Source organism: Haladaptatus sp. DYF46, assembly GCF_021083305.1.
Taxonomy (GTDB): Archaea; Halobacteriota; Halobacteria; order Halobacteriales; family Haladaptataceae; genus Haladaptatus.
The window spans coordinates 276,142-301,543 of record NZ_JAJFAY010000003.1 but is presented as its reverse complement, the minus strand read 5'-3'; the positions used below and the strand labels follow the sequence as shown (position 1 = coordinate 301,543).

The following is a 25,402-nucleotide window of genomic DNA, read 5'->3' as shown; positions in this document are numbered from 1 at the left end:
CCGTGTGACGACGCCGGCAGGTTCGATTCCGGTAAAACCCCGTGCCGTCCCCCACGTATTTAGGTTGGCCTAAGAATGGAAGCGATTATGTGGTTTTAGGCCATCCTAAAGCCATGGTGGCGGATGCTACGGTCCACGAGATACGGACGGACGACTGCGCCGAGTACGGGGGAGCAGTCGTCGATGGCGGTGGTTTGTCCGACCTCTCGACGGCTACCGTCCTTCGGCCCCGGTTGTACATACCCGTGGATTCAGGGGAGTCGGTCCTCCGGAATCCTCGCATTGAAAACTTCCGACTGATGTCACTCGACGAACGATGAAAGGGACTACGCAGTATCTGTTGGCCTTGTACATCCTCGCACACCGGGAGGACCCACCGATTTCACCGGGTGCCGTCGCCGAACTGCTGGATAAATCGCCCGCGTCGATCACCGGGATGTTCCAACGGCTCGACGACGAGGGGCTCATCTCCTACGAACCGTACGAGGGTGCGACACTGACCGAGACGGGACGCGAACGGGCCGCGACGCTTCACGAATCCTACGTAACCGTCTCGTGGTTCTTCAGGGAGGTCTTGGACCTTGATGCGCACGAAGAGGAAGCGATGGAACTGGCGGGGTTCTTGAGTCCGACCGTCGCCGAACGGCTCGCGGCGACGCTCCCTTGCGAAACGGAATTCGAATCCCCGTCCCAATCTCCGTCCACCACGGAGGACGAGTCGTAACACGTGCTACCGTGCAGTTACTATAGCGAAATACAGTTTATCACTCATGACGCTTCTATCGAACCCTTCCTTTCGCCGATTCGGTCGCCATTACAATCTTACTCATGTAATGGTATCTGTCGAGGACCGATCGTCGATACTTCTCACCCGACGGAAAACGGAGCGTACGGCCGTCAGATGAACTTCGGGTGATCTCCCTCCCGCTCCGCCATGTTGATGTTCACCTCGATGACGTTCGCCGCGTTCGTCACCTTCTCGACTATCATGTCGTGATACTCCGTCTCGTTCATCCGGTTGGTCGGCCCGGACACGCTCACCGAACCGAGGACGCTGCCGCTTCTGTCCAGTACCGGCGCGCCGATGGCCTTGAGTCCCTCGATCTCCTCCTCGTCGTTGTACGCGTATCCGCGCTCCCGGATTTCTTCGAGTGCAGACAGCAACTCCTCACGGTCGGTAATCGTGTTCTCCGTCTTGCGAACCAATCCGTAGCGGTCGACGATGGCGTCTACTCTGTCGGACGGAAGCGATGCGAGAATCGACTTTCCGGTCGCCGAGAAGTGCAGGTAATCCGGCTTCTGTAGCTTGGTCGTCTGGTAGTTGCTGCCGACCGCTTTGTCGCCCCGGACTTTGTAGAGGTTCACGCTGAGGCCGTGTTGTTCGGTGGCCAGGTGGGCGTACTCCCCCGTCTCGTCGGCCAAACTCTCTATTTCCGGTTTGCCGATGCTGTACAGTTTGTTCTGGTTGCGAACGTACTCGCCGAGGAGGAGGAACTGCAACGACAGCGAGTACGTGTTTCCCTCTTGGACGACGAACTTGTTCTCCCGCAGCGTCGTGAGGTGATTGTAGACGGCGCTTTTCGACATATCGAGATGGTCGGCGAGTTCGGTGACGCGCGCGCCGTCGAACTCCTCCAACGCCTGAATCACGTCGAACGCTCGCGTTACCGTTTTCAGGGTACGCGACGAGCCGGTTTCGGTCGGATTTGTCATGACACACGATACCAATCATAGTCGTAAAAACGTTTGTATATGGTGCAAACGTTTCCGAAATCTAAAATCGATAGCAGTGGGTGCTTCCTACGACGGCATTTCTGTTTCATACATTGATAGGTTCTCAAATCCGCCGTAACCGGCCGATTTCGGAAGAATTAGATTCGTCTGGCCGACGGTGTGCGTTCAAAATACGTGCAAACAGTTTGTGGACATTTAGTGCATTGTCGGATTGTTTTCTACGACGTTCCTGTCATATAATCGTAGGGGCACGAATTATGGGGTCTCAAGGGTCGTGCGTGTGGTGGTGGATATCGTTCTCGTTCTCCATCGGTGCAATCCGCGAACCGAACATGAGATGGACCATTTCCAGTCGAAAATCGGCGGCTAGTCGTGAAATAAACGGTCTGATGGCCAGTTTCCTGCGTTGGTGTTCACTCAAATGGCTGGACTGATACCGGCTGAAACCCCTTCATCCATCGGTATTTCGACCGAAACGAGTCCGATTTGTCCGTCTGCGAACGGGCTACTCGTCGGAACCGGCGAGCCGCGCTACCGCACCGGCGAGGACGCGCGTCGATTCGGCACAGTCCTCCCACTCGGTCCACTCCAACGGATTGTGGGAAATCCCGTCCCGTGACGGGGCAAAGAGCAAGCCAGCGTCGGTGACGTTCGCGACGTGCATCGTGTCGTGGGCGGCACCGGAGTGGAGGGACAGCGTTTCGATGTTCGCGGCCTCCCCGGCGGCTTCCAGCGCGGCGCGACAGCGCTCGCTCATCGGTACGGGGTGGCGATTCCACGGCCGTTCGAACTCGGTCGTCACGTCGCGTTCGGTTTCGATGCGGTCGAGGCTCCGCTTCGCTCGCTCCACGACGTACTCGATGGAGTCCTGCTCTATGTCGCGGATATCGAGGCTCATCTCGGCCCGTCCGGGAATGACGTTCGGTGCACCCGGTCGCACGTCGAGTTTGCCGACGGTGGCGACGGCCGTGTTCGATTCGGTTTCGACGCGCTCGTTTGCGGCGGATTCGACGTCGAGAACGAACTCGCTCGCACCGGCGAGGGCATCCGACCGGTCGCCCATCAGCGTGGACCCCGCGTGGTTGGCTTCGCCGGCGATTTCGATAGCACACCGGGAAAGTCCCGTTATCGTCGTCACGATTCCGGCCGGGACCGCTGCGTCTTCGAGACGTTCGCTCTGTTCGATGTGGAGTTCCAGCCACGCGTGCCACTCGTCGGCGGCGACTTGCCCGTCGCCGAGGAAACCGATGTCGCGGAGGGCGGCTTCGAGCGTCACGCCTGAGTCGTCTTCGAGCGCGAGCGCCGTTTCGAGGCTCATTTCCCCGGCGGCGACGGCGGAACCGAGCAACCCGCCGTCGAACCGCTGGCCTTCCTCCTCGGTGAAACAGACGACGTCGACCGGACGGGCCGGTTCGATGCCCGCGTCCTGCATCGCTCGGACCGCCTCTAACGCGGCGTACACGCCTAGTGGCCCGTCGAAGATGCCTCCCTCGGGCACGGAGTCGAGGTGGCTCCCGGCGGCGACTGCGGCCGCGTCAGGGTTCGCGCTTTCGGGTGTCCATCGGCCGACGATGTTCCCCACTCGGTCCACGCGAACGTCGAGATCCGCGTCCCGCAGTCGCTCGCAAAAATACTCTCGTGCGTTCCTGTCTGCCTCCGTTCCGGTTAGGACGGTCCGACCGTAACCGTTTTCGACCGCGACAGACCCGAACGCCGCGTTGGCCTCGATGTCTCGTCGTAGCCGTTGCTCACGTACCTGCATGCGTACCAACCGCAACGTGGCCCACCCGCCTATTTGACTGTTTCCCAACCGTACATCGGATTTACACTTTCGGCTATCCGCGTTTCATTTCACTCATCCAACCATATCGTTGCAGTTTTCATAATCTTTATCACTGGTGGTTGTGTGCGCTATTCTATGCCAAGCGATAGCAATAGCCGCAATATTGAAAAAAATAGCGACACGGGCGGTCACGGACGCGTCGACCGTCGGGCGTTTCTCGCCACGACGGCCGCCAGCGTTCCGGTTGCGCTCGCCGGTTGTCTCGGCGGAGGCGACTCCGGCGACGGCAACGGTGACGGGAGCGGCGACGGAAACGGGGATGGAAACGCGAAGATGGGCGGAACGCTCCAGTGGGGCGGTGCCGTTCCCGTGCAGGGACTCGACCCGCACCTCGAAAGCGCCGCCGCGACCAACCGCGTGCTCGAAAATATCACCGAGCCGCTCATTCGATTGGCCCCCGACTACTCGCTGAAGCCGCATCTCGCGAAGGACTGGTCGACCTCCGAGGACAACACGAAACTGGAGTTCACGCTCCAGAAAGGCGTGACGTTCCACGACGGCAGCGAGATGACGTCCAAAGACGTTCTCGCGACCTACGAGCGGATCGCAAACGGCGAGTACCTCGCCACCGGCTTCTTCGATTTCGTCGATTCGATGGACAACCCCGACGACCAGACCTTCGTCGTTCAGTTGTCGGAACCGTTCGCGCCGTTCCTCTCGCGGATGTCGACCGGGGAGATGCACATCGTTCCGGAGGAACAGGCGAAACAGAAGAAGATCAACGAACCCATCGGGACGGGGCCATACCAGTTCGAGAGCCACGAGGTCGAGACGTCGTTCACGATGACGAAGTTCGACGATTACTGGGACGCCAGCGACGAGAACGGTCCCTTCCTCGACAAGATCGTCAAGAGCGAGATAACCGACCCGAACGTTCGATTGCAGTCGTTCCGCGCCGGCGAGTACGATTTCGTCAACGGCGTCCCGCCGAAGGACGTCGAATCGCTCAAAAACGATTCGTCGGTCCGCTTCGAGAAACAGTTCCCGAAGGCGCTCGTCTACCTCGGCCTGAACTGCAACAAGAAACCCTTCGACAACAAGGACGCCCGTCTCGCGCTCGATTACGCGCTCGACAAGGAGAAGATCAGCGAAGCGGCGCTCTACGGTACCGGCAAGACGACGGCGACGCCCGCCGCGCCCGGCAGCAAATGGGTGAACCCCGACGTCAAACCCCGCCCGCGTGACCTCGACAAGGCCAAAGAACACCTGAAGAAGGCGGGAATGCCGGACGGATTCTCGGTTTCGTTCAAGATTCCCCAATCCTACCCGACGCAGGTGCAGGGGGCGAAAGTCATCTCCGACCAAGCGTCCGAGGTCGGCATCAACCTCAACATCCAGAAGATCACGTGGAGTACGTGGCTGTCGGACGTCTACACCAAGCAGAACTTCGAGGCGACGACCAGTTCGTACCTCGCGCTGACCTACCCCGACGTGTCGTTCTACAAGTTCCTCCACCCGGACGGTGCGTTCTTCTTCACCGGATGGGAGAACGACGAGTACAACGGACTCGTCGAGGAGGCCCGCCACATGTACGACGAGGACAAGCGCGCCGACCTCTACCACAAGGCGACCGAAATCCTCCACGAGGAACGCGCGGGTCACCTCCTGCTCTGGTGGCAGGCGAACCTGTACGCCGGTTCGACGGACTACAAGGGTAAAATCGGTACGCCCGACGGTTCGACGCTCCGGTTCAACGACAACTGGCTCGACGAGTAATTCGGAGACCCACCATGTCAATGTCTAACTATCTACTGAGGCGGTTGGGGTTCATGGTGCTAACCCTCCTGTTCGTGACGCTGATAACGTTCATAGTGACGACCATCCTCCCCGGGGACGTCGCGTTGCTCATTCTCGGACCGAACGCGACCGACAAGTCGATCCAGGCGCTCCAAGCGCAGATGGGACTCGACAAGCCGCTGTACGTCCAGTACATCGACTGGGTGTTCGGGCTCGTACAGGGGGACATGGGAACCTCGCTCCGGTTCGGCGACCCGGTCGTGACGCTCATCATGGAGAAGCTCCCGAAATCGCTTCTCCTCGCCGGAGCGGCGACGCTCATCGCGGTCTTCTTGGCGCTCCCGCTCGGCGTCATCGCAGCGGTGAAGCAGAACGAGATGCCGGACCTGTTCGCGTCGATGTTCGGATTCATCGGCGTCTCCATCCCCATCTTCCTGTGGGGTCTCGTGTTCATCCTCGTCTTCGCCGTGTGGCTGAACATCTTCCCGACGGGCGGCTACGTTCCGCCGAGCGAGGACCCCGTGGGAACATTGACCCACCTCGTCCTCCCGGCGTCGGCGATGGGGTTCGCCCTCACCGCCTACATCATGCGGATGACCCGGTCGTCGATGCTCGAAGTCATGTCCGAGGAGTACATCAAACTGGCGCGCTCGAAGGGGATGACCCAGCGCGTCATCGTCCTCAAGCACGCGCTCAGGAACGCCATCATTCCCGTCATCACGGTCATCGCGTTCCAGTTCAGCTACGCGTTCGGCGGCGTCGTCGTGCTGGAGCAGGTGTTCTTCTGGCCGGGCATCGGCAGGTTGACGCTGACCGCCATTCAGAGCCGCGACATTCCCCTGTTGCAGGGCTGTATCGTCGTCGTCGCGCTGATGTACATGCTCTCGAACCTCGCGGCCGACATCCTCTACGGCTACTTCGATCCGCGGATTCGCTACGGAGGTGACGAGTGATGGCGACTTCGACGTCGAACTCGACGACCACGTCCGCGCGGATAGAACGCTTCCAGCGGTTCACGCGGCAGTTCAGGAGCAACACCAAGGCGATGATCGGACTCGTCATCGTGTTGTCGCTCATCGTGGTCGCGATTTTCTCGCGGCCCATCGTCATTGAGGGAATTACGGTCCAACCGTTCTCCTTGGCACCGTATTCGGTCGCGGAGACGAACATCGCGGCACGGACGCAACCGCCGTCGCTCGCGCATCTGTTCGGAACCGACAATCTCGGCCGTGACATCTTCAGTCGCGTTGTGATGGGTAGTCGGATTTCGCTGAAAGTCGGGTTCGGTGCCATCACCGGCGCGCTCCTCGTCGGGACCATAATCGGACTGGTGTCCGGCTACTACGGCGGCATCATCGACGAACTGCTGATGCGGTTCATGGACGCCGCGATGTCCTTCCCGCCCATCCTCCTCGCGTTGACGTTGATGGTCGTCCTCGGTCCCGAACTCACGAACGTCATCATCGCGCTGGCGTTCGTCTACACGCCGTACATCGCTCGCGTCGCCCGCAGTGCGACGCTCTCAGAGCGGAACGAGGCGTACGTGGAGTCGGCCATCGCCCGCGGCGAGAGCAACTCACGCATCATCTTCAGCGAGGTGCTGCCGAACTGTTCTGCCCCGCTCCTCGTGCAGGGGTCGCTGAACATCGCCTTCGCGATGCTCGCGGAGGCGAGTCTGTCGTTCCTCGGCCTCGGCGCGCAACCGCCGACGCCGTCGTGGGGTCTGATGATAAACAACGGGAGCGGCTTCATGCAAACCGCGCCGTGGATCATCATCTTCCCCGGAATCGCCATCGCAGTCACCGTCATCGGGTTCAACCTGCTCGGCGACGGCCTCAGAGACGTGCTCGACCCCAAAGTGGATTCGATAGAATGAACGGAAACGACGCAGACGGCGGGTCCGCCCCCCTCCTCGACGTTCGAGACCTCCGGACGGAGTTCGTAACGGAGGACGGGACGGTCGTCGCCGCCAACGACGTATCGTTCGCCCTCGATACGGGCGAGACAATGGGATTGGTCGGCGAAAGCGGGGCCGGAAAGAGCGTCACCGCGCGCTCGCTGCTCCAACTCGTCGATAGTCCCGGCGAAATCACCGGCGGCGAAGTCGTCTTCGACGGCGTGGACCTGTTGGGACTTTCCGAGGCGGAGATGCGCTCGGTTCGCGGGAACAAGATCGCGCTCATCCCGCAGGACCCGATGTCGTCGCTGAACCCGGTCCTCACGGTCGGCGAACAGATCGTCGAGACGATTCTGCACCACCAAGGCGGCGACCGCGAGTCGGCACGCGAACAGGCCATCGAGGTCATGCGCGACGTGGAAATCCCGGACGCGGCCGAGCGCTTCGGCGACTACCCGCACGAGTTCTCGGGCGGGATGCGCCAGCGGGTTCTCATCGCTATCGGTCTCTCGTGCAAGCCGGACCTGATAATCGCCGACGAACCGACGACGGCGCTCGACGTGACGACGCAGGCGAAAATCCTCGACCTCCTGAACGAATTACAGGAGGAGAAAGGGATGGCCATCCTGATGATAACGCACAACCTCGGCGTCGTCGCCCAGACCTGCGACCACGTCGGCGTGATGTACGCCGGAAACCTCGTCGAGACCGCGGAACTCGACGAACTGTTTCGGAAACCGCGGCATCCGTACACGCGCGGCCTCATCGACTCGATTCCGCAGACGGACGTGGAGTACGACGAACTGCCGACGCTGGCCGGGTCGATGCCGGACCTCACCGACCTGCCCAGCGGGTGTAACTTCGCGCCACGGTGTGAGTACGCGACCGAGGCATGCCGAGCCGAGGGCAATCCCCCTCTCGAACCGGCTGCGGGGACGACGTCGCGTGCGGCATGTATCCGTACGGACGAAATCGACCTCAGTCAGGGGTATACGCCAACGGAGTCGAGCGGCGAGCGGAAACGCATCGACCGCACCGGCGAACCGCTGTTCGCGGTGAAAAACCTGAAAAAGCACTTCCCGGCCGGCGACGGGTTCCTCGGCGACCTCACGCTCACGCGCTCGGACGGCGGCCTCCCGACGTTCGAACGTCGGGCCGTCAAGGCGGTCGACGGTATCGACTTCGAGATTTACGAGGGCGAGACGGTCGGCCTCGTCGGCGAGAGCGGGTGTGGTAAATCGACCGTCGCGCGCACCGCGCTGAAACTCCTCGAACCGACCGACGGCGAGGTGTACTTCGAGGGACAGCCGATTCACGAGATGAGCGGGTCGGAGGTGCGGAGCCTCCGCCGCGAGATGCAAATGATATTCCAGGACCCACATAGTTCGCTCAATCCGCGAAAGACCGTGGGTCAGATCATCGGTCGCGCGATGGAGAAACACGGCATCGCGACCGGCGAGGAGAAGCGGGAGCGAACCCGCGAGTTGCTGACGCGCGTCGGCCTCTCGCCGGACGCGCTCCACAAGTATCCCCACCAGTTCTCGGGCGGGCAACAACAGCGCATCGCCATCGCGCACGCGCTGGCCGTGGAACCGAAACTCATCGTCTGTGACGAACCGGTGTCTGCGCTCGACGTGTCCGTGCAGGCCCAAATCCTGAACCTGCTCAACGAGATTCAGGCGGAGTACGGTCTCTCGTACCTGTTCATTTCGCATAATATCGGCGTCGTCAGACATATCTGTGACCGCATCGCGGTGATGTATCTCGGCAAAATCGCCGAGTTCGGGACGGTCCGACAGGTGTTCTCGGCCCCGTTCCACCCCTACACGGAGAGTCTCCTGTCGGCGGTTCCGCACGCCAATCCGGGGAAGAAGACCGACCGCATCCTGCTCGAAGGGAGCGTTCCGAGTCCGATCAACCCGCCGTCCGGTTGTCCGTTCCAGACCCGATGTCCGAAGAAAATCGGCGACATCTGCGAGCGGACCGAACCGGAACTGGAGGAAAAGGAGGGTGGCAGTGACCATCAGATATCCTGTCACCTCTCCGTCGAGGAGATGAGCGAACGCCGGTCTTTCGCCGAGACGGCCGAAACTACGTCCGACGACTGATCAGCCGAATCCGTCGGCGTTTTTCGAGCGGTACTCTCCCGGCGAGTGTATCGTTTCGCCCACCGAACGCTCGCCGATGTGGTTTCCTCCCCAAATCTCTATTATTGTCGCGAGAATCACTTCATTGACTTAAATACTGTTTCCTCCAATCGGGCGTAGAAAATCCGACACCGACGAACGGTTCGGGAATTCGATTGAAGTGAGTGGGTGTGGTACGGTGGTCGGGGGAGTAACGTGCAAGCATACTGTATGCGCTCCATCGGGGAGACCGGCTTTGTCGAAAAGGACCGACCGAAAGCGGGACCGAACGACGACATCGTTCGGCCGACGAAGGCGTTGGTGTGTACCTCCGACGTTCACACCGTCGGCGGGGCCATCGGCGAACGCGAGGACATCACGCTCGGCCACGAGGCGGTCGGCGTCGTCGAATCGGTCGGGGACGGCGTCGAGGCGTTCGAACCCGGAGACCGCGTCGCCGTCGGGGCGATAACCCCGGATTGGGGGTCGCTGGCCGCCCAAGACGGACATCCGTCGCAGTCGAACGAAGCGCTCGGCGGGTGGAAGTTCGCGAACGTCAAGGACGGCGTGTTCGCCGAGTACTTCCACGTGAACGACGCGGACGCGAACATGGCCCACATCCCGCCGGGCGTCAGCGACGAGGCCGCCGTGTACGTGACGGACATGATGAGTACCGGCTTCAGCGCCGCCGAACGTGCCGGTATTCCCATCGGGGGAACGGTCGCGGTTTTCGCACAGGGGCCGGTCGGACTGATGGCGACCAAGGGAGCGTCGCTTCGCGGTGCGGGGACGATAATCGCCGTCGAAAGCGTCCCCGAACGGCAGGAACTCGCCGAGTTCTACGGTGCCGACGAGGTGGTCGATTTCACCGAAAGCACAGCGCGGATGCCCCGAGGCTTGACCTCGGGGAGGAAGCGTGTCGGTACACGACACAAACCACACACATCGGCAGGCCCACTCCCATAATATAAGTAACCGAGACACGATATGTGAATCGTCGTGGAATACCGTCGTACCGCCGTAATCAAGCTCGACGTGGCTCACGACGCCGATTCCTCCCTCCGCGAGACAGTCGAACAATTCAAACACTGTGCAAACACAGCGAGCGAATGGTGTTGGCACGGAGACGACGGATACCACGTTACCTCGAAGGCCAAAGCAGAACGTGCCTTGTACGACCAACTCCGAGACGAAACCGACCTTACCGCGAACCTCGTTCAGAAGGGGATTCGTCGGGCGGTCGAAGCCGTCAAGAGCGGTGTATCGAGGCTGAAGCGCGGTGAACGAACGTCACAACCCTACTTCTCCGCCGATAGTGCGGTTTACGATAAACGAAGCGCAACGTTCCACCGCGACTACGTGTCACTTTCGACCGTCAACGGGCGTATTGAGTGCGACTACATCCTTCCCGACGACCCCGAGCGGCACCCACGGACGTACCTCGATGACGAGGACTACGAGTTCCGCATGGCGCACTTACAGCGTCGGGACAGCGAGTGGTACCTTCATGCCTCGATGCGAAAGGTCGAAGCCGATGACCCTGAACCCCAAACCGAGCACAGAACAGTCCTCGGTGTCGATTTGGGCGTCAACAACATTGCGGTTTCATCCACCGGCACGTTCTGGTCTGCTGATGAGTTTAACCACTGGCGTCGGGAGTACGAGAAGCGTCGTGGCTCGCTCCAACAAACCGGAACAAGAGCGGCACACGAAGCCATCGAAGGCGTCGGTTGCAAGGAGTACGGGCGCTTCAAGATATACTTGCATGGCGTAGCGAACGAACTCATCGAAGAAGCCGTCGAATACGGCTGTTCACACATCGTCTTCGAGGACCTAACGCATATCCGCGAGAACATCCCGCAGGCGACATGGCAACACGTGTGGGCGTTCCGACGGTTATTCCAATACGTCGATTACAAGGCAGCAAAGCACGGCATCGAAGCGGTGCAAGTTCCGCCGAACCACACGTCCCAACGCTGTTCGACTTGTGGGTGTACGCACGAGGATAACCGCGACGGTGAGCACTTCGAGTGCTTGAAGTGCGGGTATCAAAACCACGCGGATTACAACGCAGCGAAGAACATCGGCTTTCGGTATCTCCGGCGGCGGCAAAACGCAGCCGACGGAGGCGCACCTGTAGACGTGCGCTTGAATCGCGGGACGTTGAACGTGAGTGGAGAGTACGTCCCCCCTGCCACTACGGCATAGAACAGGAGTCCACGCGAAAGCCTCGGGGGGTGACCCCGAGGCAGTTTACGGGTAACGGGGTTCGGAAACGTCGTCATCACCGCCACCGTATCGAACGATTCGGACGAGACGCGTTCGGGAACACTCAGCGCGACGGTGAAGGTGGACGGCGGAAGCACGTACGAGAAATCGGTGAACGTCATCGCCCCCGCGAACACGTCGAAGGAGTATCGAATCGAAGTGGACATCGATTTCGGCGAATCCGTGTCCGCGAGTCAATATTCGTACGATGTGTCGGTGAAGTCGGACTGAACGAACGAAAACAAGTCTGTTGATCCTGCGAGACGGCTACGAATCGGATTTGTCCCCGTCCGTGTCGGAAGCGTCGTCCACTCCCTCGCTTCCGTCGAGTACGTCCTCGTCCGCTTCGTCGAGTTCGTCCGCTTCCTCCTCTGTCGTGGACTGTACTTCCTCGATGTCGATGTCCGTCCCGAGTTCCTCCTCGTCGATGGCCGATTCGAGCGTCTCTCGCTCCGTGATGGCACCGATACCCTCCTCGTTCACCGCCGACTGAATCGTTTGCGCGTCGATTGCACCGCTGACGTCCTTCCGCTCGACGGCCATTTTGACCGCGCGTCGCACCGCGACGTAGCCGACCGCTCCAGCGCCGCCGGCCATCACGGCACCCGGAATCCCGTATCGTTTGTATCCGAACTTTGCCGCCTTCTTCCCGACGCTGAGTGGGCCAATGCCAAACATGCCATTGGCTACTGCCGTCGAACGGGCCTAAGGATTCGGCCTGCATGTTCAACGAACCTACCCGTTTTCTCCCCTCGTTTTGACAGGGACCGCTCTCGGCGCACAGAACACGGAAAAGGATGGACCACGTAACCGAACCCAACGCGATGACACGGACGCTCACACTCCCGAACGGAGAGGAGGTATCCGAGGATGAACCCATTCTCTACAACGGCTACCCGTACCGACTCCAGTTCGTGGACGGGGACGACTACGAGTTCGCGCTCTCCCCGCTGTACTGGGGCGGCAGCGGAATGGACATCCCGTTTCCCGACCGCGACGCGCTGGTCGAACAGTGGGAGAGCGACTCGCGGGGAACCCTCACGGACGAGGAGTGGAATGAGTGGATTCGGGATGCGCGCCGCGACCCGCAGTTCACCGACGACGAAATCGACGAAATCGCCCGCCAACTCGGGACGTCGGGGACGACGGACGGGCCCTTGGACCGACTCCGTCGGTTGCTCGGCTTCTGACGGAAACCCGTTCGAAACTTCCGCGGTAGTCACCGTTATGCGTGCGGGTTCGCAACCACGAGTATGGACCTCTCGCTCGTCGACCTCGCACCGATTCCGGAGGGCGGAACGGCAACGGAAGCGTTCGAGAACGCGGTCGAACGCGCCCAACACGCCGAGGAACTCGGCTACTCCCGATTTTGGGTGGCGGAACACCACGACTTCACCGATCGGTTGGCGAGCACAACCCCCGAAGTGCTGATGGGAAACCTCGTCGCGCAAACGTCGGACATCCGTATCGGGTCAGGAACGGTCTTGCTCAACCACTACAGTCCGTATAAGGTGGCCGAGACGTTCGGCGTCCTCGACGCCCTCGCGCCCGGTCGAATCGACTGCGGACTCGGCCGAGCGACCGGCAACCCCGTCTCGGACTTCGCGTTACAGGAAGACCGCAGCGAACGCCGTCAGCGGAACGACCACGCCGAAAAGATCGAGGAGGTCGCATCGCACCTCTACGACGGGTTCGACGACGACCACCGGTTCAGCGAACTGTCGGTGGCGCGGTCACGCGATGGTATCCCGGACATTTGGGTCCTCGGGTCCAGTCCGTCGAGCGCCGCAATCGCGGGTGAACTCGGCTTGCGGTACTGCTTCGCCGCGTTCATCAGGCCCGAACCTGCCGTCCGCGCGTTCGAAGTGTACCGGGAGCGGTTTCAACAGTCTGAGTTCGGCGCTGGCCCGGACGAACCACACGGGATGCTCGCCGCGAACGTCACCTGTGCCGAGACGGATGAGGAGGCCGCCAGACTCCGCTCGGTCTCCGAGGCAACCCGGCAACGACTGCGCCGCGGACGGATAGACAAATCGCCCATTTACTCGGTCGAAGCGGCCATCGACGAACTCGGCCACGTTCCGGACCCGACGCCGGACACCGTCGTTCCGGGCGAGTGGCCACGTGCGATTTCGGGCAGTCCCGAGACGGTCCGGGACCTGCTGGAGCAGATGACCGCACAGACGGGCGTCGACGAGGTCATCGTTCAGAACCAGTTCGCGAACTCCGAGGACGAACTCCGATCCCACGAACTCCTCGCGGACGCCGCCGACCTGTCTCCTCGGTGAATCGAGGCCGGGAACTGCCTATTTTCCCGTCACGAGACGGAGTACGGCACCGATGACGAGCGTGATGACGCCGAGAATCGTCGCTATCGGCGGGATGGGAACGAACAACAGGACGATTCCTGCGAGCATGACCATCGTCGAGAGGCGAACCATACCATCTTCGTACCATCCGGCACCCGTTATGGATTGTGGCGGAACGCCGCCCTCGTTTCGCCGCTGACAGCCCTTCCGTGTGAACGATTTATTACCAGCAGAGACGTAAACTATCCCACATCGAACGATGGCGAAACCACCGGAACTCATCCGCGACGCCGACGGCGCATGGAAGCTAGCGGGGTCGTTTCACAGCGGTCGATATCAGTTCGGCGTGACGCCCGCGGGAGAGGGTCTTCTCCACGACGAACTCGGCTACGACGAGGGCGATACGGTCCCGTGGAACTGCTTTCGGACGCTCGTTTACACCGGCGATGCGTGGCTCCCCTCCGCGACGGACCGTCCCGTCGAAACGGGCGACGATTTGGCGCGACCGCGGGAGGGAATCGAGATGTCGGACGCGGACGCCCATGCGCTCGCCGAACTCGTGAAGACGAAACGACTCGGCGAACGGCAACGGGACGCGCTGGCGAGCCACATCGCCGAAACGAAACTGAAACCGTTGCTCTCCATCGACGGACGTTCCGAGAGTGAATCCTCTTCCGACGGAAACCGCAACGAAGCGACCCCATCCGATTCCCCGTCTTCGAAACGGAGGACTCCCACGACGGTCCTCCACGTGAGCGACTCGTATCTCAAACCGGGCGGCACGGAAGACGCGGACGGAGTTCACGGACTCGCGGGGTTCGACGCGGCGATAGACGTGGCGCTCGGCGAAGGCGTCGATGCCGTCGTTCACACGGGAAACCTGTTCGCGAGTGCTACACCCCCGGATGCCGTCGAAACCGCCTGTGCCGACCGACTGGACCGCCTCGCTCGGCACGACGTTCCGTTCTTCGTCGTCGCCGGTCGAAACGAGACGACGGACACCGAAGCCCTCGACGCGCTGGTCGAAACGACGCACGCCCGTCGCCTCGGGACGACGCCGGTGAACGTCGGCGGCGTCGTTCTGTACGGTATCGACCACCGTCCCGATATGGCGACGACGGACGGAACGATTTCGCTCGCGAACCCGGACGAACGATGTCTCAAACTCTGCTGTGTGCATCAAGCGATTTCCCCGCCCTATTCCGAATACGGTGCGGACGTGGAAGCGTACGAACTGACGGTCGAACGCGTCGACGGTTGGATAGACGCGCTCCTCTGTGGCGGAACCGACCGCGCCGCCGAGTGGGAAGGCGACGAACTCGGCGTCTATTACGCGGGAACCACCGACGAAACCCGGGTGCGCGAGGACGAAGCGGAACCCCTCGTGAACCTGTTCACTGCCCGCGGTGAGGAGATGGAGCGCGAAACGATTTCGCTCGACGGGTACGATGCGGACGAACGGAATCGCGAGCGAAGGGAGGAACCGAACGACGAAAGACGGACTCGTTCCTCGGACGACCGACGACCGGCATCACCGACGACCGATGCCGCCGAGGACGTTCGACCGATTCTCACGGAGGTCGGGACCCTCGCGGCGACTCTCGACGGGACGGGGAGTCCCGACTTCGACGACTATTCGACGGCGGACCTCGCGGACATGTACGCGCTCTTCTCGGCCGTCCGGAGTCAGTTGGAAACCATGCGAACCGATGTCCGGGACGTTCTTTCCTCGCGCGTCGGGGACGGCGAGGAGGTCGCGGGGTCGTTCGGGTCCGTCGGCGGCTATCGTCGGACCCGGAAATCGCTCAGGGACGACGAGACGGTCCTCTCGACGCTCGAACGGCACGGCGTCCGTAGAGAGGCCGTCGTCACCGAACGAATCGACGAGACGAAAGTCGAGGAAATCGTCGAGGAGAAGGACCTCGACATCGACGAGTCGACGCTTTACGACGTTACTGAAAACAGCTACGTCCGCCGAAACGACATCGACCACGACGCGCTTCGACGGTCGTTCGAGGAGTAGGAGGACGGCACCGAAACCCGCTTACTCGGGGAAAATCGACTGTGGCAGATACGCCGACACGACCCAGTTCGGAGCGTCCACCACTTCGTTGATTTTCAGGTCCACGATGGTCGAACACAGCAGATACGCCTCCGAACGCGTCAATCCGTGATTTCGGTGAAGGTGTGTTATCATGTGTCGAATCGCCCTCTTGCTGGCGTCCATCAGGTCGTTGCTGATGCCGGTCGTTGCGTACACCCGATCGCCGTGGGTCGCCGAAAACGGCCCGTCCGTCTCGAACTGCGGTTGTTCGATGTCCATTCCCGAAACGAGTCGGAGTCGCGCCGTCACCGTCATCGGCGCTTCGATGCCCGTGACGCACACCTCGCCGTCGCCCTGTGCGCCGTGGCAGTCGCCGATGCTGAACCGCGCGCCCTCCACTTCGACGGGGAGATACAGCGTCGAACCCGCCGTCAGGTGTTTCACGTCGAGGTTGCCGCCGACCCGACGCGGGGGTGTCGTGCTGTGTTCCCCACCCTCGGCGGGGGCGACGCCGAGATTGCCCGGGAAGGGCGCGAGCGGGACTTCGATTCCGTTCACGAAGCGTCCGACGTCGCCGTCCAACTCCCAGACGTGCAGTCCGGGGTCCGGGAACTCCTCGGGAAGCAGTCCGGTACCCCTGTCCCCTCCGTAAAAGTACGAGAACCCGATTCCCTCGTGGTCGAACGAGAGGAGGTCCACCGCGAGCACGTCGCCGGGTCGTGCTCCCTCGACGTCGATTGGACCCGTCAAAGCGTGGCCCGGAAGCGACCCCGCGAGCGCGGACACGTCCTCGGCGGTCGAATCCGCATCGAGTCGGCCGTTCGTCGCGTCGCGACAGTCGAACCGCAGTACAGCCCCGGACTCGACGGTTCGAATCGGGTCGTGATCACGACTCCAACTCGTGTGGATGTGTTCGTCTCGGGCGGGGACGTGGTGGTCGGGTGTGGGAATAGATGGCATCGAGGTACACTTCGGTAAATACGGGTGCGATATAAAACCGTTCGTGCACGATACTTCGAAAGCGGTCTCTCACAAACCGTTATGCCGTTTCAGTGCCTTTTATCGAACGATGTGTCAATACTGTTCCGTCCGTGAGGAGGGATGGACCCAACTCCTCACGTACGATGACGTGTATCAACGTGCCGTCGGTTCCGGCGGTGACGACGAGTACGGATTCCACGAATCGTGGGACGACCTCCGCGACCAGCTCGCGTAGTTACCGTCGCGGAAACGGTCCGTCGGCCCCATCCCACTCGGATTCCATTTCGTCGGGTTCGACGAGACAGCGGTCGAGTTCGGCCGTCACACCCGTTTCGTCGATGTCGGTCCCGATGAGGACGAGACGGGTTTCCCGCTCGTCCGGCGACCACTCCCCGAGGGGACCACACCGAACCGACGGACCGGCCTGATTCAACCCCATCGCGTTTTCGTCCCACCCGGCTATCCAGCAGATGCCTTTGGTTCTGGCGATGTTTCCGTCCCAATCGTCCAGCCACGCGTTCAACCGCTCCGGGTGGAACGGCCGTTCTCGCTCGTAGATCACGGTCTCGATGCGGTCTGCGACCGACTCTTCGGAGTCGTGGTCGTGCCCTTCGTGGTGTTCGTGGTCGTGGTCGTGATCGTGGCTGTCTCCGCCGACGGCTAACGCGCGCTTCCACCCCGGCGACCGTCGCGCATCGTCGAAATCGAATCGACCCGTTTCGAGTACTTCGTCGGTCGGGACCGCCGCGTACTCCGTTCGAACCAGTTCGGCCGTGGGTTGCAGTTCCCGAACGAGGGCGGCGACTTCGTCGAGGGAGTCATCGGAGATGGAATCACACTTGTTCAGCAACAGCAGGTCACAGAACTCGACGGTTTCGACCAGCACGTCGGTCAGCGGGCGCTGCCCGTTCGCCATCCGGTCGTTCAACTGCCCCGTTTCCGTGTCGAACGCGTTGGCGAATCCGACCGCATCGACGACCGAGACGACGGTGTCCAATCGATATTCCTCGGTCGGGTCGGGTGCTTCGCCGTCCATTCCGAGCAGTGTCCTCGCGAGCGGAATAGGTTCGCTCACGCCCGACGCTTCTATCAGGAGGCAGTCGAAACTGCGGTCTTCGAGTCGGGAAAGCGTCGTCCGGAGGTCGTCCTGTAGCTGACAACAAATACAGCCGTTGGAGAGGTCGATGACGTCGTCGCTTTCACCCTGTATCAGCTCTGTATCGACGTTCATCTCCCCCACGTCGTTGACGACGACCGCAACCCGTCGGTTCCCCGGGTCGCGGAGGACGTGATTTATGAGCGTCGTCTTCCCCGCCCCGAGACAGCCCGTTACCACCGTTATCGGCGTTCGTTCATCCCCCATGATGTACCATTCGAGTCGGTGCGTGATAGGAGTTGATTGTATGATTGTTGATAATTATGCGGTCGGACGCTTGCTATAGTAGTCGTATCGTGTATGCCGCGCGCGATTAATTGCAACTAAAAATAATTTAATTTAATAAAAATCAATATGAATAAATACGTATGGTGTATATTATGACAAAAATTGTCTTGAATTATACGGGTTTTCTCGTTCGTGATTTGTAACGGGGGTACCACCGTCACGAACGAAGTTCCAACAATATCTGAACGGATGTAGACGTACTGTGGAGATATATCGATAATAGGAATCCATACGTGTATATATCGTGAAAAACTAAATACTGCTGTCTCACATATCGTGAATAGCGTTTCACCACGATATTCGAAAAATTTCGGCGAATATCCGTGTCTCAATCCGATTTACGCCTTTATCAGTTGATTCACAAAACGTAAATAGCTCGCCTTGGTATTCGCTGACGATGGTGGGTGATTCCTCCCCGAGTCGTCCGCTGAAAACCGTCGAGACTGCCGTCGATATCGTGGACGCGATTCAGCGGTCGGACGGTGCGGACATTCAGGAACTCGCTCGGGAATTCGACCTCGCACAGAGTACGGTCCACGGCTACGTGAAAACGCTCGAAAACCGCGGCTATCTCACCGTCGAGGACGGCGAGTACCACGTCGGATTGGAGTTTTTGAACAAAGGTGGTCACGCCCGAAAACGAAAACGCGAGTACGATTTTATAATCAGTAAACTGGACGATTTGGCCGAACGAACCGGTGAGCGCGTTCAATTCATCGTCGAGGAGAACGGTCGTGGGTACTATATCCACACGTCCATCGGCGAGAACGCCGTCCACGTCGATGCCCACATCGGAAAGAAAATCCATCTCCACGCGAGTTCGGCTGGGAAGGCGATTCTCTCTACCCTTCCGAAAGAACGCGTCCACGAAATCCTCGACCGCTGGGGGTTGCCGGAGTATACTCAACACACGGTTACGACCCGTGACGACCTGTTCGACGAACTTCGGTCGATTCGGGAAGCGGGCTACGCGATGAGCGAACAGGAATCCATTACTGGGCTTCGGGCGGTCGGTGCGCCGATACAGCCGTACGAGTCGAACCCGATCGGTGCGATCAGCTTTTCCGGCCCGGCGCATCGTCTCACGGGCGACTGGTACGAGGAAGAAGTCCCCAACCTTGTCCTTGGCGTCGCCAACGAAATTGAGCTTGATCTCAAATATCAGTAACCCATCTCGTTTCGGGGAACTGCACCTGCTCGTTCCTTTTACGATACTCGAATTAAAGTTTCGCTGATAGATGGGTCGTTGGAACGTAATTATTAAATACTAGTTCGAGAAGACCGTGCCTGTTGATGACTGGTAACAAGAACCGTATCACACGGCGTAACTTCCTGGCAGGTGCGGCGGCGAGTAGCTCACTTATCGCGGGATGCACGAGCAGCGGCGGCAGTGGCTCGTACCCGAGCAAGGACATGTCCTACATTGTCCCGTTCAGTCAGGGCGGTGGAACCGACACGTACGCTCGAAAAGTGGTTCCCGAAATCGGCAACGAACTCGACGTCGGCGTCGCCATCGAAAACGTCCCCGGCGCGGCGTCGTTGAAAGGGACCGGCGAGATACTTCGGGAGAAATCCGACGGTTACACGTTTGGTGGATTCAACCCCCCATCGACGCCGATCTCCTACCTCGTCCACGAGCCGAGTTGGGACATAACGAACCTCGTCCCGGTGGCCACGTACGCCCGGACGCCGTACGCCATCTTCGCCCGTCCCGAACTCGAAATAGAAGGGGTGAAGGATTTGACGAAGCGGTACCAGAACGGCGACCTCTCGAAGTTCGCGGGCCTCGCTCGCGGTGGCATCGTCCACGTCGCGGCGAATGTGATGAAATCGGAATACGACTTACAGTACGAGAAGTACATCGGCTACGACGGCGGCGGCCCGGCCATCAAAGCTGCCATCTCCGGCGAGGTTCCGGTCGTCGCGACGACCGACACCGCCGCGATGAGCGCCGTCGATTCCGGCGACTTGGAAGCGATTGCCATCCTTTCGAGCGAGGGGAGTAGCGTGTTCAAGGACGCGCCTTCCCCTTCGGACGAGGGACTACCGAGCATCGACTACATCGGTCAGCTGACCCGTTGTATGTTCCTTCCGAAGGGAACGGACACGGAAAAGCGGGACACGCTCGAGGACGCCGTCAAATCGGCTCTCACACACGACTCGGTTCAGGAGTGGTCCGACAAGACCGGAAACATCGTCGAATTCGGGGGGCACAAGAAGGCAAAGAAGGCCCTCAACGGCTCCATCGAGACGATTCCGGAGAAAGTGGATCTCAAGAAAATCGCGAGCGAGTAATCCCATCACACCGTATTTACATGACGCTACAATATTCGGAGACACACGGGTACGACATCGCCGTCGTCGGGAGTGGAACAGCTGGATTGGTTGCCGGGCTTCGCGCTGCGGAACTCGGATACTCGGTCGCAGTGCTGGAGAAAGCCCCGAAGGAGCGGCAGGGCGGGCACACGCGTTTCAGCGAGTCCTTCCGCGTCCCGTCCGTCGGAACCGACCTCGAACAGTACGGCTACGAGTTCGCCGTGGACGACTACGCCGAGGAGGATTTCTATCGGGACATCATGAGCCAGACGAGCGGCAAAGCCGACGAGGACTTGACGACGACCCTCGTTGAGAACGCCGGTGAGACCGTTGAGTGGCTGACCGCGGCGGGCGTCGATTGGCGCATGGAACCGCTCGCGGTGGGGTACACCGCCGCTCGGACGTGGTTCGACGGCGAGAAGTACGTCGAAACGCTCACCGCTACCGCCGAGGAGGAGGGTGCGGACTTCTGGTTCGAGACGGAGGCGGCGGCTCTCCACCGCGCCCCGACCGGCGAAATCGACGGCATCGGCGCACGAACGCCGGACGGACAGATCGAATTCGACGTGGATGCGGTCATCCTCGCGGCGGGCGATTACGGTTCCAGCGACGAGAAACGCGTCCGTTACTACGGTCCCGGATACGACGAGATGAACGTCCGGGGCAGTCGATACAACACCGGTGAGGCGCTGGTGATGGCGGAATCTGCGGGTGCGAACCTCGTCGGGCAGTGGGGCGGCGCACACATGGCGCTCATCGACGCGGCGTCGCCCGACGTCGAAGGCGGTGCGAACCGCGTCGATGGCTACCAGTACGGCGTCATCCTCAACGACCACGGCGAGCGGTTCGTGGACGAAGGGGAGGACGCTAGAGCACACACCTACGCGAAGTTCGGCCGGAAAATCTTCGAACAACCAAATCACGTCGGCTTCATCGTCCTTGATTCGAAAGCACACGACTTGGTGCGGGCAACCGGTCCGTCCGACCCGGTTCAAGCCGACGATTTCGAGGACCTGCTCGCGGAAATCGGCTGTGGTGCTCCCGCATCAGGTGTCGAGACGATTCGGGATTTCAACGCCGCGTGTGACCCGAACGGGTTCGACCCGAAGACACTAGACGGTAACAACACGGACGGATTGAATACTGAAAAATCGAACTGGGCGATTCCGATCGACGAACCGCCGTACTTCGCATACGCCGTGACCGGCGGCATCACGTTCAGCTTCGGCGGCGTGAAAACCGATACCGAGGCGTCCGTCATCGACACCCGGGATGGGTCCATTCCGGGTCTGTTCGCCGCCGGAAACAGCACCGGCGGGTTGTTCTACGACAACTATCCGGGCGGGACGGCACAGACGAACGCGGCGGTGTACGGCAAGATAGCGGCGGAATCCACGGACGCATACATCCAATCATGAGCAACGAAGAAAACTCGAACGTCTTCGAACGCAACCCGGCGACGCCCGTCGCGGAGTTTATCCGGAAAGTGGACGGTGCCCCGCTGTTCTTCTGGTTTCTCATCGCCATCGCCGGGTACATGTTCATCACGGCGGCGGAGTTCTCCGCGTCCGCACAGTTGTTTCCCCGGTTGACCGCCGGGACGGTGCTCGTCGCTGGTGCATTAAGACTGGCGACGACACGGTTGAATCTCGGTATACGGCGTAGCGAAAACGTCGTGTTGAGTGGACGCCAGACGGAGGAAGTGGAGGAGTCCGACGAGGACATCTCCCTCGAATCCATGCTCTTTCTGGGTCTGTTGGTCATCGGCTACGTGCTCAGCGGCTTTTTCGTCGGGTTGTTCTGGCCGACACCGCCGTTCGTCTTCATCTATCTACTGTACAAACGGCAACCGCTCTGGCGGACGGTGCTACTCACGGTCATCATGACCACCGTCGCCTACGGCTTTATGACACTCATGAACCTCGACCTGATGACGGGGGGATTCTGATGGCGGATATCGGTATCCTCGTCGAAGCGACGAAAACGATTTTCGCGTGGCCGAACGCCCTGCTCATCCTGCTCGGCGTTCTCATCGGCATTATCGGCGGTGCGCTGCCCGGCGTCGGCGGTGCACTCACCGTTGCGATAGCGATGCCGTTCACGATCGGAATGGGAAGCACGAGCGCCATCGTCTTCCTCATGGCGATTTACAACGGCGTGATGTACGGCGGCAGCATCTCGTCGATACTGTTCAACGTTCCGGGGGACTCCTCCGCCGCCGCGACGGCGATCGAGGGCTATCCGATGACGAAACAGGGGCGTGCGATAGACGCGCTGACGATATCGGCCCTCTCGTCCGGACTCGGCGACCTCTTCGGCGCCATCGTGATCATCCTCCTCATGCCGGTGATGGTTTCGTTGGTGCTGATGTTCGGAACGCCGGAGTACTTCCTGATAGCTGTCTTCGGCCTCTCGCTCATCATCGTCGTCTCCGACGGGTCCTTCCTCAAGGACGTGATGGCGGGCGGATTCGGTGCGCTCATCGCCACCATCGGCGTCGCACCGATGTCGGTGTCGGAGCGGTACACCTTCGGCATGCTCGGACTGTACGACGGCGTCGACTTCGTCGCCGCACTCATCGGCATCTTCGCCATCTCCGAAATGTTCCGACTCAGTCTTCGGGACGGCAGCATCTCCCGTGACGGCGATGTCGACGTGAGCGGGAGCGTGAAATCCGGTATCGCGGACGTCCTCTCGAAACCGCTCACGCTGATCAAATCGTCCAGTATCGGCCTGCTCGTCGGTGCGATTCCCGGTTCGGGTGGCTCCGTTTCGACGTTCATCGCCTACGGTGAGGCGAAACGGTCGAGCAAGGACCCGGACGAGTTCGGAACCGGTGTCGAGGATGGGGTCATCGCGACCGAGTCCGCGAACAACGCGACCGTCAGCGGGGCGTTGATTCCGACGCTCACGTTCGGCATTCCGGGGAGCACGACGACCGCCGTTCTCATCGGGGCGCTCATGCTCCACGGACTGCGTCCGGGCCCCGCTCTGTTCGACGAACAGATCGGATTGACCTACTCGATCTTCGCCACGCTCGTCGTCTGCAGCGTCGTGATAATCGTCTTCGGGTTACTCGTCGTCAGATGGGCTGGATACATCACGACGGTCAACACGGACCTGATTATTCCGGTTATCATCTGCCTCTCGGTATTGGGAACGTACTCGCTTCACTCGAACTACATCGACGTGTTCGTCGTTCTCGTGATGGGGTTCGTCGGGTATCTCATGGATTCCTACGGCTACTCACTCGTGGCGTTCCTGTTGGGACTCATTCTCGGGCCGATAGCCGAGGAGAACCTCTATCGGTCGCTCCAACTGAGCGGCGGCAGTTTCGATATCTTCCTCGCAACGCCGTTGCGAGTCGTGCTCGTCGCGATGATCGTTTTCGTCGTCGTCGGGCCGTACGTGCGACCGCTATTCGACCAGCTGCATCGGCGCGCAACCAACCAGTGATTTCTCGATAACATCACTTTCCAAACTCAGAAAACAATGGACCAAGAGACGATTCGCTGTGCAATAGTACGGGGCGGAACCAGCAAGGGAGTCCTCATCGCGAGCGGTGAACTCCCGGCCGAACACCACGACGAGGCCATCCTTTCGGTATTCGGGAGCCACGAACCGCGACAAGTCGACGGGCTCGGCGGTGCGACTTCGACGACTTCCAAACTCATGATTGTCTCGCCGAGTTCCCGGCCCGACGTGGACGTGAACTACACCTTCGGACAGGTCGGCGTTACGGAACCGCTCATCGACTACGGCGGGAACTGCGGCAACATGACGACGGCGATAGGGCCGTTCGCGTACGACGAGGGACTCATCGACGCCGCTCCCGACGCGAACGGTCGCGTTTCGCTCTCGCTCTACAACACGAACACGGAGACGAAACTGGAACAATCGTTCCCGGTGGACGGTACGCGTGCGGCATCGACCGGTTCCTTCTCCATCGAAGGCGTCCCCGGGACCGGTGCGCGCGTCGATACGACGTTCGTTCACCCGGGCGGGTCGAAGACGGGGTCGCTCTTTCCGCTCGGGGACCCGGCGGTCACGCTCGAAACCGAACACGAGCGTATCGACGCGACCGTGTTGGACGTGACGACGCCCGTCGCGTTCGTTCGAGCGAGCGACCTCGGACTCGACGGGACCGAGGACCCATCCAGCGTGGACACGGACCCACGACTCCTCGAACGAATCGAGCGGATTCGGGCACACGTCTGTGCCGAACTCGGTCTCGTCGATGACCCGGACGGCGCGACGCGGGAATCGCCGGGCTATCCGAAACTGGCGTTCGTCTCCGGACCGCAATCGTACGGGACTGGGGACGGACGGGTGAGCGCGGAGGAAATCGACCTCACGGCCCGAATCATGAGCATGCAATACCTCCACCCGATTTACGCGGTGACCGGAGGTGCGTGTACGGCGGCGGCGGCGCTGCTCCCCGGAACGATTCCGAACGAGGTCGCCACCGCACACGAAAACGAAGTGACGCTTGGGCATCCACGGGGGACCATGACCGTTTCGGTCGCCATCGAGTCCGACTCCGTTCGTTCCGTGACGGTCTCACGAACGCAACGCCGTCTCATGGAGGGGACGGCGTTCTACACGCTGCCGGAGTCGTCGCACTCGGACGAGTAGGACTTAGGCTGTCGAGGCGAACGAAATCGGCTCTCCCCCGCGAGTATTACTATTCAGAATTATCAATC

25 protein-coding genes are annotated in these 25,402 nt (G+C 60.8%); 19 read left to right on the top strand and 6 right to left on the bottom strand.

Annotation, left to right across the window (positions count from 1 at the left end):
• Window positions 1-113 precede the first annotated feature (113 nt).
• Both LJF34_RS17430 and LJF34_RS17425 read left to right on the top strand, forming a co-directional pair.
• The gene (locus LJF34_RS17430; RefSeq protein ID WP_231186576.1) at window positions 114-320 is read left to right on the top strand and encodes a hypothetical protein; all 207 of its coding nucleotides are present in this window, start codon (window positions 114-116) and stop codon (window positions 318-320) included.
• Window positions 317-724, top strand: coding sequence for a metal-dependent transcriptional regulator (locus LJF34_RS17425; RefSeq protein WP_231186575.1), 408 nt, complete (start codon window positions 317-319; stop codon window positions 722-724). The genes LJF34_RS17430 and LJF34_RS17425 overlap by 4 nt, the downstream gene beginning before the upstream one ends.
• 173 nt (window positions 725-897) lie before the next feature.
• Here LJF34_RS17425 and LJF34_RS17420 read toward each other — a convergent pair whose 3' ends face one another.
• Together LJF34_RS17420 and LJF34_RS17415 are read right to left on the bottom strand one after the other, a co-directional pair.
• Entirely contained in the window at window positions 898-1,713 is an 816-nt protein-coding gene (locus LJF34_RS17420; protein ID WP_231186574.1) for an IclR family transcriptional regulator, read from the bottom strand.
• A 526-nt stretch (window positions 1,714-2,239) separates the two neighbouring features.
• A complete protein-coding gene (locus LJF34_RS17415) occupies window positions 2,240-3,496 on the bottom strand; it encodes a Zn-dependent hydrolase (RefSeq protein WP_231186573.1) in 1,257 nt (418 codons plus the stop codon).
• A gap of 156 nt (window positions 3,497-3,652) precedes the next feature.
• On the opposite strand from LJF34_RS17415, the gene LJF34_RS17410 reads away from it, so the two are divergent.
• From LJF34_RS17410 to LJF34_RS17380, 7 genes are all read left to right on the top strand, one after another.
• Window positions 3,653-5,293: an ABC transporter substrate-binding protein gene (locus LJF34_RS17410; RefSeq protein ID WP_231186572.1), complete on the top strand. Its 1,641-nt coding sequence runs from the start codon at window positions 3,653-3,655 to the stop codon at window positions 5,291-5,293.
• Window positions 5,294-5,307: 14 nt separating this feature from the next.
• A complete protein-coding gene (locus LJF34_RS17405) occupies window positions 5,308-6,267 on the top strand; it encodes an ABC transporter permease (RefSeq protein ID WP_342765880.1) in 960 nt (319 codons plus the stop codon).
• Window positions 6,267-7,190, top strand: a complete 924-nt coding sequence (locus LJF34_RS17400) for an ABC transporter permease (RefSeq protein WP_231186570.1) — start codon at window positions 6,267-6,269, stop codon at window positions 7,188-7,190. Before LJF34_RS17405 ends, LJF34_RS17400 begins: the two co-directional genes overlap by 1 nt.
• A complete protein-coding gene (locus tag LJF34_RS17395; protein ID WP_231186569.1) occupies window positions 7,187-9,319 on the top strand; it encodes an ABC transporter ATP-binding protein in 2,133 nt (710 codons plus the stop codon). The genes LJF34_RS17400 and LJF34_RS17395 overlap by 4 nt, the downstream gene beginning before the upstream one ends.
• A gap of 234 nt (window positions 9,320-9,553) precedes the next feature.
• The gene (locus LJF34_RS17390) at window positions 9,554-10,303 is read left to right on the top strand and encodes an alcohol dehydrogenase catalytic domain-containing protein (protein ID WP_231186568.1); all 750 of its coding nucleotides are present in this window, start codon (window positions 9,554-9,556) and stop codon (window positions 10,301-10,303) included.
• Window positions 10,304-10,336: 33 nt separating this feature from the next.
• Complete coding sequence (locus LJF34_RS17385; protein ID WP_231186567.1) at window positions 10,337-11,545, top strand: transposase; 1,209 nt, start codon at window positions 10,337-10,339, stop codon at window positions 11,543-11,545.
• A gap of 141 nt (window positions 11,546-11,686) precedes the next feature.
• Window positions 11,687-11,836 carry a hypothetical protein gene (locus LJF34_RS17380; RefSeq protein ID WP_231186566.1) on the top strand — a complete coding sequence of 50 codons (150 nt, stop codon included), beginning with the start codon at window positions 11,687-11,689 and terminating at the stop codon, window positions 11,834-11,836.
• Window positions 11,837-11,872: 36 nt separating this feature from the next.
• Here the strand turns inward: LJF34_RS17380 and LJF34_RS17375 are convergent, their stop codons facing one another.
• Window positions 11,873-12,283, bottom strand: coding sequence for a hypothetical protein (locus tag LJF34_RS17375; protein ID WP_231186565.1), 411 nt, complete (start codon window positions 12,281-12,283; stop codon window positions 11,873-11,875).
• Window positions 12,284-12,402: 119 nt separating this feature from the next.
• Between LJF34_RS17375 and LJF34_RS17370 the strand changes: the two genes are divergently transcribed.
• Complete coding sequence (locus tag LJF34_RS17370; RefSeq protein WP_231186564.1) at window positions 12,403-12,795, top strand: hypothetical protein; 393 nt, start codon at window positions 12,403-12,405, stop codon at window positions 12,793-12,795.
• A gap of 63 nt (window positions 12,796-12,858) precedes the next feature.
• A complete protein-coding gene (locus LJF34_RS17365; protein ID WP_231186563.1) occupies window positions 12,859-13,893 on the top strand; it encodes an LLM class flavin-dependent oxidoreductase in 1,035 nt (344 codons plus the stop codon).
• 18 nt (window positions 13,894-13,911) lie between these two features.
• On the opposite strand, the gene LJF34_RS17360 is transcribed toward LJF34_RS17365, so the two are convergent.
• Entirely contained in the window at window positions 13,912-14,046 is a 135-nt protein-coding gene (locus LJF34_RS17360) for a transporter (RefSeq protein WP_231186562.1), read from the bottom strand.
• Between the two features lie 127 nt (window positions 14,047-14,173).
• On the opposite strand from LJF34_RS17360, the gene LJF34_RS17355 reads away from it, so the two are divergent.
• The gene (locus tag LJF34_RS17355) at window positions 14,174-15,937 is read left to right on the top strand and encodes a hypothetical protein (RefSeq protein ID WP_231186561.1); all 1,764 of its coding nucleotides are present in this window, start codon (window positions 14,174-14,176) and stop codon (window positions 15,935-15,937) included.
• 21 nt (window positions 15,938-15,958) lie between these two features.
• Here the strand turns inward: LJF34_RS17355 and LJF34_RS17350 are convergent, their stop codons facing one another.
• Window positions 15,959-16,918: an acetamidase/formamidase family protein gene (locus LJF34_RS17350; RefSeq protein ID WP_231186560.1), complete on the bottom strand. Its 960-nt coding sequence runs from the start codon at window positions 16,916-16,918 to the stop codon at window positions 15,959-15,961.
• 109 nt (window positions 16,919-17,027) lie between these two features.
• On the opposite strand from LJF34_RS17350, the gene LJF34_RS17345 reads away from it, so the two are divergent.
• Window positions 17,028-17,174, top strand: coding sequence for a hypothetical protein (locus tag LJF34_RS17345; RefSeq protein WP_231186559.1), 147 nt, complete (start codon window positions 17,028-17,030; stop codon window positions 17,172-17,174).
• Here the strand turns inward: LJF34_RS17345 and LJF34_RS17340 are convergent, their stop codons facing one another.
• Window positions 17,175-18,302, bottom strand: coding sequence for a GTP-binding protein (locus tag LJF34_RS17340; RefSeq protein WP_231186558.1), 1,128 nt, complete (start codon window positions 18,300-18,302; stop codon window positions 17,175-17,177).
• A 478-nt stretch (window positions 18,303-18,780) separates the two neighbouring features.
• On the opposite strand from LJF34_RS17340, the gene LJF34_RS17335 reads away from it, so the two are divergent.
• From LJF34_RS17335 to LJF34_RS17310, 6 genes are all read left to right on the top strand, one after another.
• Window positions 18,781-19,551 (top strand): IclR family transcriptional regulator, encoded by a 771-nt coding sequence (locus LJF34_RS17335; RefSeq protein ID WP_231186557.1) that lies wholly within the window; start codon window positions 18,781-18,783, stop codon window positions 19,549-19,551.
• A gap of 125 nt (window positions 19,552-19,676) precedes the next feature.
• On the top strand, window positions 19,677-20,678 hold the full coding sequence (locus tag LJF34_RS17330) for a tripartite tricarboxylate transporter substrate binding protein (protein ID WP_231186556.1): 1,002 nt from the start codon (window positions 19,677-19,679) through the stop codon (window positions 20,676-20,678).
• 20 nt (window positions 20,679-20,698) lie between these two features.
• Window positions 20,699-22,117: an FAD-dependent tricarballylate dehydrogenase TcuA gene (gene tcuA, locus LJF34_RS17325; RefSeq protein WP_231186555.1), complete on the top strand. Its 1,419-nt coding sequence runs from the start codon at window positions 20,699-20,701 to the stop codon at window positions 22,115-22,117.
• Window positions 22,114-22,647, top strand: coding sequence for a tripartite tricarboxylate transporter TctB family protein (locus LJF34_RS17320; protein WP_231186554.1), 534 nt, complete (start codon window positions 22,114-22,116; stop codon window positions 22,645-22,647). Before tcuA ends, LJF34_RS17320 begins: the two co-directional genes overlap by 4 nt.
• Window positions 22,647-24,155, top strand: a complete 1,509-nt coding sequence (locus tag LJF34_RS17315; RefSeq protein WP_231186553.1) for a tripartite tricarboxylate transporter permease — start codon at window positions 22,647-22,649, stop codon at window positions 24,153-24,155. Before LJF34_RS17320 ends, LJF34_RS17315 begins: the two co-directional genes overlap by 1 nt.
• 36 nt (window positions 24,156-24,191) lie before the next feature.
• A complete protein-coding gene (locus LJF34_RS17310; RefSeq protein WP_231186552.1) occupies window positions 24,192-25,334 on the top strand; it encodes a PrpF domain-containing protein in 1,143 nt (380 codons plus the stop codon).
• Window positions 25,335-25,402: the final 68 nt, after the last annotated feature.

Bases quoted from the DNA above. Each gene is read 5' to 3' on its own strand.
- LJF34_RS17360 (WP_231186562.1), bottom strand. From the start codon at position 14,046: ATGGTTCGCCTCTCGACGATGGTCATGCTCGCAGGAATCGTCCTGTTG.
- LJF34_RS17410 (WP_231186572.1), top strand. From the start codon at position 3,653: ATGCCAAGCGATAGCAATAGCCGCAATATTGAAAAAAATAGCGACACG.
- LJF34_RS17340 (WP_231186558.1), bottom strand. From the start codon at position 18,302: ATGGGGGATGAACGAACGCCGATAACGGTGGTAACGGGCTGTCTCGGG.
- LJF34_RS17415 (WP_231186573.1), bottom strand. From the start codon at position 3,496: ATGCAGGTACGTGAGCAACGGCTACGACGAGACATCGAGGCCAACGCG.
- LJF34_RS17345 (WP_231186559.1), top strand. From the start codon at position 17,028: ATGTGTCAATACTGTTCCGTCCGTGAGGAGGGATGGACCCAACTCCTC.
- LJF34_RS17375 (WP_231186565.1), bottom strand. From the start codon at position 12,283: ATGTTTGGCATTGGCCCACTCAGCGTCGGGAAGAAGGCGGCAAAGTTC.
- LJF34_RS17425 (WP_231186575.1), top strand. From the start codon at position 317: ATGAAAGGGACTACGCAGTATCTGTTGGCCTTGTACATCCTCGCACAC.
- LJF34_RS17315 (WP_231186553.1), top strand. From the start codon at position 22,647: ATGGCGGATATCGGTATCCTCGTCGAAGCGACGAAAACGATTTTCGCG.
- LJF34_RS17310 (WP_231186552.1), top strand. From the start codon at position 24,192: ATGGACCAAGAGACGATTCGCTGTGCAATAGTACGGGGCGGAACCAGC.
- LJF34_RS17335 (WP_231186557.1), top strand. From the start codon at position 18,781: ATGGTGGGTGATTCCTCCCCGAGTCGTCCGCTGAAAACCGTCGAGACT.
- tcuA (WP_231186555.1), top strand. From the start codon at position 20,699: ATGACGCTACAATATTCGGAGACACACGGGTACGACATCGCCGTCGTC.
- LJF34_RS17320 (WP_231186554.1), top strand. From the start codon at position 22,114: ATGAGCAACGAAGAAAACTCGAACGTCTTCGAACGCAACCCGGCGACG.
- LJF34_RS17350 (WP_231186560.1), bottom strand. From the start codon at position 16,918: ATGCCATCTATTCCCACACCCGACCACCACGTCCCCGCCCGAGACGAA.
- LJF34_RS17395 (WP_231186569.1), top strand. From the start codon at position 7,187: ATGAACGGAAACGACGCAGACGGCGGGTCCGCCCCCCTCCTCGACGTT.
- LJF34_RS17430 (WP_231186576.1), top strand. From the start codon at position 114: ATGGTGGCGGATGCTACGGTCCACGAGATACGGACGGACGACTGCGCC.
- LJF34_RS17330 (WP_231186556.1), top strand. From the start codon at position 19,677: ATGACTGGTAACAAGAACCGTATCACACGGCGTAACTTCCTGGCAGGT.
- LJF34_RS17420 (WP_231186574.1), bottom strand. From the start codon at position 1,713: ATGACAAATCCGACCGAAACCGGCTCGTCGCGTACCCTGAAAACGGTA.
- LJF34_RS17400 (WP_231186570.1), top strand. From the start codon at position 6,267: ATGGCGACTTCGACGTCGAACTCGACGACCACGTCCGCGCGGATAGAA.
- LJF34_RS17365 (WP_231186563.1), top strand. From the start codon at position 12,859: ATGGACCTCTCGCTCGTCGACCTCGCACCGATTCCGGAGGGCGGAACG.
- LJF34_RS17405 (WP_342765880.1), top strand. From the start codon at position 5,308: ATGTCAATGTCTAACTATCTACTGAGGCGGTTGGGGTTCATGGTGCTA.
- LJF34_RS17370 (WP_231186564.1), top strand. From the start codon at position 12,403: ATGGACCACGTAACCGAACCCAACGCGATGACACGGACGCTCACACTC.
- LJF34_RS17355 (WP_231186561.1), top strand. From the start codon at position 14,174: ATGGCGAAACCACCGGAACTCATCCGCGACGCCGACGGCGCATGGAAG.